The organism is Pseudanabaena mucicola FACHB-723 (assembly GCF_014696385.1).
In the GTDB taxonomy this organism is placed as follows: Bacteria; Cyanobacteriota; Cyanobacteriia; order Pseudanabaenales; family Pseudanabaenaceae; genus Pseudanabaena.
This window is the reverse complement of sequence record NZ_JACJQB010000064.1, coordinates 1-11,618: the sequence shown is the minus strand read 5'-3', so window position 1 is coordinate 11,618 and position 11,618 is coordinate 1. Positions and strand designations below refer to the sequence as shown.

Sequence of the window (11,618 nt, the reverse complement as noted above, 5' to 3'; positions counted from 1 at the left end):
TGTCCTTACTCGTATTAGCGCGATCAGAAATGCCGACACAAATGCTAGTCTTGCTGCATTCCATTGCAGATGCTGCTGCAACATTTCTCGGAATAGGTTAATCTCTTTGATAGGGGTTTTATGGTTAGATGTGGTTATCTTTTATAAAACCCCTTTCTCTCTACTTTTGCAACTTTTTGTCCTGTACTTAGCTCCACAAGTATGAAAGTAGCCAAATCGCTATAAACTGAAGGATAGACAAAACATAGCAATAAACAAGATTTTCACTTGGTTACAGCTTGCTGCATCTGAAGCATCCTAGGTCATTACCGATATATGAGAAAGCTACTAAAGGGTTTACACAAATTTCAATCCTCCTATTTCCCTGCCAATCAAGAGGTTTTTGAACAACTCGCCGATGGACAAAAGCCGAGAGTATTGTTTATCACCTGTTCTGATTCGCGGATTGTGCCACACCTGATTACCCAATCTGGGGTGGGTGACTTGTTTATTATTCGCAATGCAGGAAATTTAGTGCCACCCTTTGGTTCTGCAAATGGCGGAGAAGGCGCTGCGATCGAATATGCCATCCATGCCCTCGGTATTGAACAGGTAATTATTTGCGGTCATTCCAACTGTGGCGCAATGAAGGGCTTACTCAAGCTGGAAAAACTGCGCACTGAGATGCCGCTCGTGTACGAATGGTTGCAACATGCTGAGTCCACCCGTCGCCTCATCCATGAAAACTATGGTGATTTAAAAGGTGATGAGCTATTGGCGATGACGATGGCAGAAAATGTCGTCACTCAAATTGAGAACCTCAAAACCTATCCTGTGGTTCGCTCTAAGCTCCATCAAAATAAGATGGCGATCTACGGCTGGATCTATGACATTGAGACAGGCGAAGTGCTTTCCTACAATCCTGTCACCGATGAGTTTGATGTACCGCAAACTATTCTTTCTGATGCACCCCATGAGAACTATGTAACTACTAGTGCGCCACCTATTCCTGAAACGGAAACTGACCAGACCGCTCGGCGTAATTTAGGTGATTTACCTGCATGGTTGCCCTACTTCCAAGCCGAACGAATTTATCGTGGCTCAGCCAATTAATTTCATCAGCGAGTTGCGGCGCGAAGCGCCGCAACTCGCTGATTTATAATTCAAATATTGCTTTTAACATGCCTGCTTCCGAATCGGGATGAATTTGGAAACCAAGCTTCCGACAAATGCTTTGCATGGTTTGATTACTGGTCAGAATGTAACCAATGATGGCATCCATTTTTTCCTCTTTCCCAACTGCGAGTAGTCTTCTCATTAACTCCGTACCTAAACCTTGGTGCTGATATTGATCGCCAACGATGAGCGCAAATTCGGCTTCATTAGTTCCATGCAATTTGCTGAGTCTCGCCACGGCCAAAATTTCATGCTCTGAAGTTTGCGGATTTTTGTAGTCGGCAGCTAAAATCATGGCGCGATCGTAGTCAATAAAGCAGATGCGAGTTAGCCTTTCGTGAGAAATACGCTGCTTGAGCTTGACAGTATGGGCATAGCGCAGATAAACGCTCTCTTCTGACAGATTTTTATGAAATTTCACCATCAGTGGCTCATCTTCAGGACGAATCGGACGAATCATGATCTGATCGCCTGTACGAGATGACCATGACTGCATGTACTTGGTGGGATAGGGACGAATCGCGGGAACTGGTCGTTTGGTAATATCTGCGCTGGTGTGCAGTAATACCCGCGCATCAAGGGCGATCATCCCTTCTGGTGAAACCGTCAAAGGATTAATATCAATTTCCCGAATTTGGGGTTGCTCGACAATCAATTGACTAAAGTTAACCAATAGTTGCTCCAGTTTATCCATGTCAATGGCGGCGCGACCACGAACCCCTTGTAAGGCTTTATAGATATGGGTCTGTTCCATCATCCGCCGCGCTAGGGTCGTATTTAGTGGCGGTAAAGCGAGTGAGCGATCTTTAAAAATTTCTACCAGTTGACCACCCATACCAAAGAGCATCACTTCGCCAAACTGTGGATCAAGGCTGCTACCGAGAATTAGTTCGTAGCCCTCCATTTTCACCATGGGCTGTACGGTAACACCCAAGAAAGCTTTGGCATCGATCGATCGCACTTTGGTGGCTATTGCAGCAAAGGCTCGGCTGACTGCGCCCGCATCGCAGAGATTGAGGCGCACGCCCCCAACATCGGTTTTATGGGTAATTATTTTTGAGTGCAGCTTTAGCACCACAGGATAACCAAAGCGATCAGCAATTTCGACGGCTTCTAGATCACTGGTGGCGATTTCGGTGGGAACGGTGGGGATACCATAGGCAGTCAGTAATTGCTTCGATTCGTATTCCGTTAACAAACTGCGATCGCAACTAGTTGCTTGTGCCAAAATCTTGGCAGCCAGATTACGGTCAGGTGCATGGAGATCAGAGTCTAGGGGTAGCGATGGAGTTTCGTAAATACCGCGCAAATTGTAGCTATATTGCCACATGTAATTAAACAATCTGACCGCCGTATCGGGATAGGGGAAGGTGGGAATGTTCGCCTGATTAAGAACCTGTGTGCCGACGGCAACCTCTGCGCCACCCATCCAACTCGATAGTAATGGTTTACCCAGTTGGCTATAGGCTTTGAGCTTCTCTGCCGTCTGCGTGGGATTAGTCATCGCTTGCGGTGTCAAAATTACTAGCAGACCGTCACTATTGGGATCATTAGCAATCGCTTCTAAGGTTTGGGCATAGCGATCGCTACTGGCATCTCCCAAAATATCAATGGGATTATGATGACTCCATTGCGGCGGCAGAAACTGATCGAGTTGCTGTAATGTTTCGGGTGCAAGTTCCGATAACTCACCACCGCCACTGATTAGGGCATCGGTGGCAATTGCCCCCGGCCCACCTGCATTGGTGACAATAGACAGACGATTACCCTTGGGGCGCGGTTGTTTTGCAAGGATTTCTGCCATATCAAATAGGTCGGAGATGGTATGGACTCGCAACACACCACAACGACGGAAGGCAGCATTAAGAACCGCATCGCTACCTGTGAGAGCGCCTGTATGGGAAGCCGCCGCCTTAGCTGCAGCTTCGGTAAAACCAACTTTGAGAACAATAATTGGTTTGTCGATCGCAACTTCGCGAGCCGCCGACAAAAATGCGTGGGCATCACCAATTGATTCCATGTACAACACAATGCTGTGGGTATGGGGATCATCGCCAAGGTATTCAATTAAATCACCCCAACCAACATCTAACATAGAACCAATGGAAACAAAGGCACTAAATCCCACATTTTCACCAAGACTCCAATCTAAAATGGAGGTACAAAGTGCGCCACTTTGACTGATAAATGCCACATTCCCCGCCCTTGCCACTGAACCCGCAAAAGTCGCATTTAGTCCTACCAGTGGGTTCATTACTCCCAAACAGTTGGGACCAATAATTCGCATCCCACCCCGCCTTGCTTCGGCTAAAACTTCCTGCTCTAGAGCTGCTCCCGCTTCCCCAATTTCTTTAAAACCTGCTGACACAATAATCGCTCCTTTTACGCCCACGGCAACACATTCACGAATCACCTGTGGAACTGTCGCCGCAGGAGTGGCAATAATCACAAGATCGACGATTTCAGGAACGCTAGCAATATTAGGATAGGATTTAATCCCCAAGATACTATGGCGCTGTGGATTAACAGGGAAAACTGTTCCCCCAAAGGGACTGCGAATTAGGTTCCATAATAGGGTGCGTCCAACACTACCCTCTCGCTCACTTGCTCCAATTACGGCAACAGAACGGGGATGAAAAATACAATCAAGGGGATGACGCTGTTCTTTCCAAATGTCATGGGCGGGATCATTCGCACACATTGGATTTGTTAAGTTTTTGTCCATACTACCCTCCTTAGTTTAACGAAAGGAATTTAGCAATTATTAGCAATTAATAGTGCCGATTTCCCTGATTCTATTTATACCAATTTGCGATCATGCAAATTACTAATCTTGGGTAAAAGTATTAGTTTGTAACACTTGTAAGCTTTATACAAAAGTAGGGACAATTCATGAATTGTCCCTACTTTTATAATGCAGGTTTTAATCACTGATTAGCTGACCAAAAGTGCGATTAGGATCGCGGCGGCAGTGATCAAAATGGCAAATACTAATTGCGATCGCAGTTGGAGTTTTTCTTCAGTAGTGGGAGTAATTGGCTCTTCGACATACATTTGTGGCATAACGGCAAAATTGTTGAGGATGCCGCGTTCATCCACTGTGTAACCACTAGCAGAGTATTCTTTTGTTGGTGGAGCTTCTATAGGAGGTAACTTACTCTCTACACCATAACTATTGCTGGCGGGCATGTTTTCGAGGTTGATGGTATTCATATCGGTAGTTCCTCCATGAATATGTCTGTTTATCAATAATAGTAATTATACCATGGGAATCTTGTGAGAACTCACCTCGCAAGCAAAGTGATAAGGGTCTCAAAAGTCGTAAAATAGAGGTGTCAGCAACTTCCTAAACTTCCTGAATTTTCTAATTATGGGGAGGTGATGCAATTGTGTTATGCAAGAATCGTCTTTTCAGGTTTTGTGGCACTGTTTTAGGAGCATTCATCATCAGCTTAAGTGTAAATGCTTATGCTGACAGTAATTCCCAATCTGTTATTTCTGCATCTTTAGCCAACTTAGCCGATGGAAATTATCAACTTTGTAGCCAACCCCAACCCCTAGATTGGCATGGTGGGGATACTGGGGTTTGCTTTAATTTTGTGAAAACAGGTGAGCGTGTGAGTGGATACTATGGCTATCCTCGCACCGATAATTTTATTTGTGTACGCGGTCAGGTGAATGGCAGTCTGGTCAAGGGAGAGGCTCTCGCTATATCTTGGGGTGGTCGCCAATGGATGAATATTCCCAAGCATGAATTTACATGGGATGAGGAAGGACATTTGGCAATTAGTGATGGAAAGATAACGCGAACCATTACCGATGAACGGGGTGGGCGGACTGAATGGATCTTGTTTAGTGATGCGAAGCTAGACACCAAGGGCTTTTATCGATCTGAGCATTTGTCGATGACTCCTCCATCACAACTATGCCAATGGTATAATCAATCCCCAAAACACCAATAAAAGCGCAAGAGCAATGAGTGACAAGATTACATGGACTGCCGAAGCTGAGGCAAAACTGAAGGATATTCCCTTTTTTGTAAGACCGTTTGCGCGGAAAAAAATTGAAAAATATGCTCAGGAAAATAGTTTCTCGCCAATCACGGTTGAGGTTTATGACCAAGCGAAAAAAATATTCAATAAAAAGTTTGACCAAATGAACTAATTATCGCGCTCTGCGCTGATGTCACACCCAGAGCAATTGCTGATCAGCAATTGCTCTTTATGGCAAAACTTGCTTTGCTACATTTGCTGTAGGATATGGGTAAGTTCTGACATAGGGCTTACAACGCAAATATGAGTGAAATATCAGGGCAGTCATTAGGGGAATCAGTATGGAAGCGGTTACGTCATGGCAACATTAGTTCCTGTGAACAAGCTCTCCAATTTTTGGTTGATGGTGATGGCAAGGTACATCTCGACTCTCTAGATCAGGAATTAACGAATCGTTTTTTTCGAGAATTTGAAGACCGCACCGTGTTGCCTCCTGTGATCCCCCTATTGCTGTGGCGCAACTGCTTTTACATTGGCAGTCCCCAAAATGTCAGTAATCAGCAGATCAAGCTAATTTGCGATCGGACTTTAACTGAGGTGAAGGTAATTGCGATCGCTAGTGAAAGTTATCGCAAATGGTTTCGCCGCCAAAATATTCCTAACCCCAACGCGATTCATTCAGCACAGGCGATCAATCCGCTCACAGGCGAAACTGAACAGGCTGATATTAGCGAAGTTACCGATCTCTATTTGGCTCAGGCTGTTGATCAAACTCGACGGATCAATGCATTAATTTCAATCGCATTGCAACATCGAGCCAGTGACATCCATCTAGAGCCAACCCCAACAGGATTGCGGGTGCGCTATCGCATTGATGGAATTTTGCGCGATATCAAAACCTTGCCCCTCGAAATTAGTCGTAAAATCATCGTAGCTCTGAAGGTGATGTCGGACATGGATATTGCCGATAGTCGCCGACCTCAAGATGGCAGAATCGGCAAAGAATATACCAGTGATGACAGTCTGTATAACAATCTCGATATGCGGGTGAGTACATTGCCCTGTGTCTGTGGCGAAAAAGCAGTCATTCGGCTGCTGCCCCGTGACAATCCTTTTTCTAACCATTTGGAATATCTAGGATTTTGCGATCGCACCCTAAAAATTTATGAAAGTTGGTTGCGCCAGCCCCAAGGTCTGATCATCATGACTGGCCCCACAGGCTCAGGTAAAACCAGTACCCTTTACACCAGCTTGCAAGCCATTGCTCAAGAACATGTCAACGTCATCACCGTAGAAGACCCCGTTGAATATATCTTGCCCAATATTACCCAAACCCAAGTATGTGAACCCGCGGGCATGACCTTTGCCGCAGGACTACGGGCTATTTTACGACAAGATCCCGATATTGTTATGGTTGGTGAAGTGCGTGATCCTGAAACCGCCGAAACGGTTGTAAGGGCTGCGCTCACAGGACATTTAGTGCTGTCCACCATGCATACCAACGATGCCGCTAGCGCCATTCCGCGACTTAAGGATTTGGGCCCCGATCCAGGATTAATTAGCGATGCTTTGTTAGGGGTGGTCGCCCAGCGTCTCGTTCGCAAAAACTGTCCCCATTGTGCGGTTGCTTATCAGCCGACTAATCTTGAATTACAGGCAATTCGCCTCAATTCTGAAGATCTTGATCTCACCCATTGGCGCAAGGGTAAGGGCTGCGAAAAATGTTTTTCGACTGGCTATATTGGGAGGGAAGCCGTTGTGGAATTGATTGATATTGACGATACTTTTCGACAAATGATTTACGAAGGAACGATTGCTCAAATGAATTGCTACCTTAATGAGATTGATTTTATGTCTTTTCGTAGTTCAGCAATTGAAAAGCTAAACGCGGGGATCACTACAATTGATGAAGTTTTGAGGGTGTTGCCTCGCAGTTCCTTACATCGAGTGCCATCAAAGACGGCAAGACATACGCATATCAAAGCCGTCAGCACCTAACCAACTAGAATTTTGTGCCGACCACCACGCAGTCGGCACAAAATTCTAGGCTTGTACCTTTACTCCTCGCCAAAAAGCAACATATCCCTTAATTTGTTTAGCAGCATCCTTTGGCTCTGGATAATACCAAGCTGCATCTTTATTTGTCTCCCCATTAACTTCAATGCTGTAATAGCTGGCAACACCTTTCCAGCCGCAAGTTGTATGGGTGTTGCTAGGTTTGAAGTATTCTAGATTGAGTGAATCCGCAGGGAAATATTGATTTCCTTCTACAACTTCACAGCGATCACTTTCTGCTAACACAACACCATTCCAAATAGCTTTAGTCATACTTTTTTGAGTGATTACATGATTATTTTGTATATTCTATCGTCTGATAACCCCAGCTAGTTAACTTTAGGGTTATTATTGTCATCTAGAGATAGACAATTTGCTTGATTTTGACCTAGTAAGATTTGAAAAATGCTTTTAATTACAGTTGGTACGGAACAATATCAATTCAATGCTCTGATGCATTGGGTTGAGGTATTAATTAAGTATCAACTTATCAACGAAGAAGTCTTAGTCCAGTATGGCGCATCGACCTATTTACCTGATGGGGCAAGAGCCTATCGTAACCTGCCCGAACAGGATTTTTTAAAATTCGTTGATCAGGCAAGTCTCATCATTAGTCATTGTGATGAGAGTGTTGCTCAATTACTAGAAGATAAAGATGTTCCCTATGTACTTGTGCCAAGGCTGCATCGGTTTCGCGAAAACAGTGATAATCATCAAATGGAAGTGGCTGAGGATTTTGAGCGTTGCGGTATTGCGATCGCAAGATCTCCCGGAGACTTAGTCAAATTCATCAAACTGCAACAGTCCTTTAATGTAAAGCCAAAGATAGGGGAAACACAGTTATGTGAATACTTGCAAGCCCAATATCAACCGCAAAAATTAATGCTGGTTTGTGCGGCGGGGGGCTATTTTCGCTATATGCAAAGCTTGAAACCATTCTGGCAAAACTATCCCAATCGAGTTTGGGTATCCCTCCGTACAACGACTACCGAAAGAGAAATTGAAGATAGCTTGCGATATTGGGGGTATCCCACTTTTAAGAATAACTTTATTAATTTTATCCGCAACTTTCTATCTGCTTTTAGCGTTGTACTTCGCCAAAAGCCAGATGTCGTAATTACGACCAGTTCCTTCTTTTCTGTTCCCTATCTGCTATTAGCTCGATGGTTATGTGGTAGTAAGGTGATCTGCATCGAATCAAAAACTCGGTTTCATGATGTTAGCTTGGCAACTTCTATCTTGATGAAATTACAAGTGCTTGATCTCATTGTGGTGAGGAGTGAAATTGTTGCTAATCGTTATCCAAAATCCATCTATATTCCTGTCACTGAAAATATAGAGGATAAGCTCCTAACTCATAGCAAAAATAGGGACTATAAGCAAGCTTCAATAGTTAGCTTTGAGCAAGTTGCATTTATATTTAGTCCTGAGCAACTAGTATTCTCGACGGTTAGAGAATTTTTAAATGATTTTCAAACGATATGTCATGCCGAAGAGTTTTACACAAGAATTGTGATTGACATGAGTCACACTACTAATATTGATACTTCAGGGTTAGGGGCTTTAAATCAATGTTTAGAATTGGCAAGTGAAAGGAAAACGGAACTAGTGTTTTGGAGTGTGAGTGAACCAATTAGTAATTTAATTGAAAGATCTACAATCAAATCAGCCTTTGTACTTGAGAAATCTACTAACACGTTTCGTTTCTCGAATTCGATTCAAATGACTAAAGTCAGGAATATTACTACATTTGGATTGTTTCTATTTCGGACACAAAAACTACTCAAAAATATTCCTGTACTCAAAATATTTTATCTCGTCTTAAAATTCTTTTTCCCCTTTATTGATATCGATCCCAGTGTCCCAGTCCATCCTTCTGTTCGTAGTTTCCTCAAGAGAATATTAGATATTGTTGGCTCTCTCATCGGTTTGGGTTTGACAGCCTTGATATTTGTACCAATTGCGATCGCAATTGTGTGTGAGAGTAAAGGCGGAATTTTCTTTGTCCAAGTTCGTTGTGGACTGTTAAGCAAGCCTTTCCGAATCTGGAAATTCCGCTCAATGGTGCAAAATGCAGAACAACTCAGACATAAGGTGGAAAATCAAGTACAAGCAAGTTCGCAAACCAAAAGCTCAAATGGCAATGATCTATCTGGCGATAAATTCTTTAAAAATGCCGATGATCCCCGTGTAACTAGGATTGGCAAGTTTTTAAGAAAGACTAGTCTCGATGAATTTCCTCAATTTTGGAATGTTCTGGTTGGCGATATGAGCCTAGTTGGTACTCGTCCTCCCACCTTTCAAGAGATTAATTCCTATGAGCTAGAAGTGGAATATGATGATGAACGCTATACCGAATGGAATCGACTAGATGTAAAACCAGGGATTACGGGTGTGTGGCAAGTCAATGGTCGCTCTAATGTCCGAAGCTTTGCAGAGGTGGTTAATTATGACATTCAATACCGTAAAAGATGGAGTATTTGGTACGATTTGCAGTTGATTGCCCAGACAATTTTATGTCTATTTGATAAAAGGAATCGCGCAGTTTAGGCTGTGTCAATGCAATTGAAAAGTCATAGCAAAGCATTGTATTCTTTTAAGCAGTATAAAGTGTTATCTAAAGCATCACAAGGGAATCATGGAGCAAAACTGGTCACAACTGCTAAAGCAGCTTATTGATAGACAACCGCTAGCCCCTGAGCAAGCAACATCGCTAATGCAAGGTTGGCTAGAAGGTGCGATCGCACCAGAACTATCGGGAGCAATTTTGATCGCTTTGCAATGTAAGGGAATTGAAGCTCCAGAATTAGCCGCAATGGCAAAAGTATTACAATCCCAAAGCGAAGGACAGAAGTTTAATCAGTTCCTCGCGCATATTGTCGATCGCAACAAGCCCCTAATTGATACCTGTGGCACCGGTGGCGATGGCGCATCCACCTTCAATATTTCTACTTCCGTTGCCTTTGTCGTTGCAGCCGCAGGTATTCCTGTCGCAAAACACGGCAATCGTGCTGTTTCTAGTCGCTCTGGCTCGGCAGATGTATTAGAAGCGATTGGGGTACATTTAGGCTCATCGACGAAAAAAATCTATGAAGCACTCCCTGCCGTGGGGATTACCTTTCTATTTGCCCCGAACTGGCATCCTGCCATGAAAGCCGTGGGGGCAATTCGCCGCAGCTTAGGAGTTCGCACAGTTTTTAATTTAATCGGTCCCCTTGTTAATCCTCTCCGTCCGACTGCTCAAGTTTTGGGAGTGTACAATAAGCCACTCACCCATACTGTTGCCGAGGCTTTGCGTCTGTTAGATCTGCAACAAGCAGTGGTATTGCATAGCCGTGAAGGTATGGATGAAGCGGGTTTAGGTGACTTGACAGATATCTCATTTTTGAGTCATGGGCAGGTTACTGAAGAAGCGATTGCACCGCAAGAGCTAGGATTAATTCATGCCTCAATTGATAGCCTTAAGGGTGGCAATGTTCAGGAAAATGCTGACATTTTGCAGGCAGTTTTACAGGGCAAAGGAACCCCAGCCCAAACTGACTGTGTTGCCCTAAATAGCGGCTTAGCTCTGCGAATTGGTGGGGCAGCAAGTAGTTGGCAGGAAGGCGTGAGACTTGCTTCAGAAATTTTAAAGAATGGTGCGGCTTGGGATAAGGCAGAAGCTCTAGTTAAATTCTTGAAATAGTTTTTTAGCTTGATCTTGTGCTATCTACTACGCAGATGGCACAAGATGCTATTGAACTGATGGCGTAAATAATACTGAACAATTTCGCCCTTGTTGTTTGGCATCATAGAGCGCTTGGTCAGCTTGATGAATTAAGTCATAGGGCGAGCGAGCAAGGCTAGGAATCTCAGAAGTGATGCCCACACTGACACTGACAATATTGCTAACACTAGAATCTTGGTGTGGAATTTGGAGATCGCGGATTGCCTGATGCACATGTTCTGCAACTGTAATTGCACCTTTAAGATTGGTATTGGGCAAGATTACAATAAACTCTTCGCCTCCATAACGAGCGACGAGGTCGGCAGAACGATGCAGTAAATTATCGACAGCTTGAGCAATTTTAATCAGGCATTCATCCCCTATTTGATGTCCATACAGATCGTTGTAGCGTTTGAAGTAGTCAACATCAAACATTAGTAACGATAATGGTTGCTGTTCGCGGTGCAATCTCTGCCATTCGATAGTGATCCGCTCGTTAAAACAACGTCTGTTGGCAATTTGCGTAAGTGCATCAAGATTAATTAGTCTTTTTAATTCTTGATTGTTCTTCCGCAAATTAGCTTCAGCATTTTTGCGATCGCTAATATCTAAGTAGCCATGCAGAATTATTTACACATATCCGAACTAATGGGAAGATTCTAAGAATCACCATATCCGAACTAATTACTGTGAGACTAATTGAGCCACTT

10 protein-coding genes and 1 pseudogene are annotated in these 11,618 nt (G+C 43.8%); 6 read left to right on the top strand and 5 right to left on the bottom strand.

Going from position 1 to position 11,618, the window contains the following annotated elements:
* Positions 1-111 (bottom strand): annotated as a pseudogene (locus H6F41_RS19520) (IS4 family transposase); the annotation flags it as partial.
* 204 nt (positions 112-315) lie between these two features.
* Between H6F41_RS19520 and H6F41_RS17620 the strand changes: the two are divergent.
* Positions 316-1,092, top strand: a complete 777-nt coding sequence (locus H6F41_RS17620) for a carbonic anhydrase (RefSeq protein ID WP_190404771.1) — start codon at positions 316-318, stop codon at positions 1,090-1,092.
* 43 nt (positions 1,093-1,135) lie between these two features.
* Here H6F41_RS17620 and H6F41_RS17615 read toward each other — a convergent pair whose 3' ends face one another.
* On the bottom strand, positions 1,136-3,880 hold the full coding sequence (locus H6F41_RS17615; protein ID WP_190404770.1) for a bifunctional acetate--CoA ligase family protein/GNAT family N-acetyltransferase: 2,745 nt from the start codon (positions 3,878-3,880) through the stop codon (positions 1,136-1,138).
* Between the two features lie 209 nt (positions 3,881-4,089).
* Positions 4,090-4,368, bottom strand: coding sequence for a photosystem II assembly protein Psb34 (psb34, locus tag H6F41_RS17610; RefSeq protein WP_190404769.1), 279 nt, complete (start codon positions 4,366-4,368; stop codon positions 4,090-4,092).
* Positions 4,369-4,544: 176 nt separating this feature from the next.
* Here psb34 and H6F41_RS17605 point away from each other — a divergent pair, with 176 nt between their 5' ends.
* The 3 genes from H6F41_RS17605 to H6F41_RS17595 all read left to right on the top strand — a co-directional run bounded on the left by H6F41_RS17605 (position 4,545) and on the right by H6F41_RS17595 (position 7,145).
* Positions 4,545-5,117, top strand: coding sequence for a hypothetical protein (locus H6F41_RS17605; protein ID WP_190404768.1), 573 nt, complete (start codon positions 4,545-4,547; stop codon positions 5,115-5,117).
* A gap of 13 nt (positions 5,118-5,130) precedes the next feature.
* The gene (locus tag H6F41_RS17600; RefSeq protein WP_190404767.1) at positions 5,131-5,319 is read left to right on the top strand and encodes a PCP reductase family protein; all 189 of its coding nucleotides are present in this window, start codon (positions 5,131-5,133) and stop codon (positions 5,317-5,319) included.
* Between the two features lie 131 nt (positions 5,320-5,450).
* The gene (locus tag H6F41_RS17595; RefSeq protein WP_190404766.1) at positions 5,451-7,145 is read left to right on the top strand and encodes a GspE/PulE family protein; all 1,695 of its coding nucleotides are present in this window, start codon (positions 5,451-5,453) and stop codon (positions 7,143-7,145) included.
* A gap of 45 nt (positions 7,146-7,190) precedes the next feature.
* Here H6F41_RS17595 and H6F41_RS17590 read toward each other — a convergent pair whose 3' ends face one another.
* Positions 7,191-7,475, bottom strand: coding sequence for a DUF427 domain-containing protein (locus H6F41_RS17590; RefSeq protein WP_190404765.1), 285 nt, complete (start codon positions 7,473-7,475; stop codon positions 7,191-7,193).
* 132 nt (positions 7,476-7,607) lie between these two features.
* Between H6F41_RS17590 and H6F41_RS17585 the strand changes: the two genes are divergently transcribed.
* Positions 7,608-9,752: a sugar transferase gene (locus H6F41_RS17585; RefSeq protein ID WP_190404764.1), complete on the top strand. Its 2,145-nt coding sequence runs from the start codon at positions 7,608-7,610 to the stop codon at positions 9,750-9,752.
* Between the two features lie 88 nt (positions 9,753-9,840).
* Positions 9,841-10,887 carry an anthranilate phosphoribosyltransferase gene (gene trpD / locus H6F41_RS17580; RefSeq protein WP_190404763.1) on the top strand — a complete coding sequence of 349 codons (1,047 nt, stop codon included), beginning with the start codon at positions 9,841-9,843 and terminating at the stop codon, positions 10,885-10,887.
* 48 nt (positions 10,888-10,935) lie between these two features.
* Here the strand turns inward: trpD and H6F41_RS17575 are convergent, their stop codons facing one another.
* Positions 10,936-11,484: a diguanylate cyclase gene (locus H6F41_RS17575; protein ID WP_242023103.1), complete on the bottom strand. Its 549-nt coding sequence runs from the start codon at positions 11,482-11,484 to the stop codon at positions 10,936-10,938.
* Between the last annotated feature and the right edge of the window lie 134 nt (positions 11,485-11,618).

What these genes read in the sequence shown, in the direction of transcription:
- H6F41_RS17585 (WP_190404764.1), top strand. Translation starts at nt 7,608, where the DNA reads ATGCTTTTAATTACAGTTGGTACGGAACAATATCAATTCAATGCTCTG.
- H6F41_RS17600 (WP_190404767.1), top strand. Translation starts at nt 5,131, where the DNA reads ATGAGTGACAAGATTACATGGACTGCCGAAGCTGAGGCAAAACTGAAG.
- H6F41_RS17615 (WP_190404770.1), bottom strand. Translation starts at nt 3,880, where the DNA reads ATGGACAAAAACTTAACAAATCCAATGTGTGCGAATGATCCCGCCCAT.
- trpD (WP_190404763.1), top strand. Translation starts at nt 9,841, where the DNA reads ATGGAGCAAAACTGGTCACAACTGCTAAAGCAGCTTATTGATAGACAA.
- H6F41_RS17620 (WP_190404771.1), top strand. Translation starts at nt 316, where the DNA reads ATGAGAAAGCTACTAAAGGGTTTACACAAATTTCAATCCTCCTATTTC.
- psb34 (WP_190404769.1), bottom strand. Translation starts at nt 4,368, where the DNA reads ATGAATACCATCAACCTCGAAAACATGCCCGCCAGCAATAGTTATGGT.
- H6F41_RS17595 (WP_190404766.1), top strand. Translation starts at nt 5,451, where the DNA reads ATGAGTGAAATATCAGGGCAGTCATTAGGGGAATCAGTATGGAAGCGG.
- H6F41_RS17590 (WP_190404765.1), bottom strand. Translation starts at nt 7,475, where the DNA reads ATGACTAAAGCTATTTGGAATGGTGTTGTGTTAGCAGAAAGTGATCGC.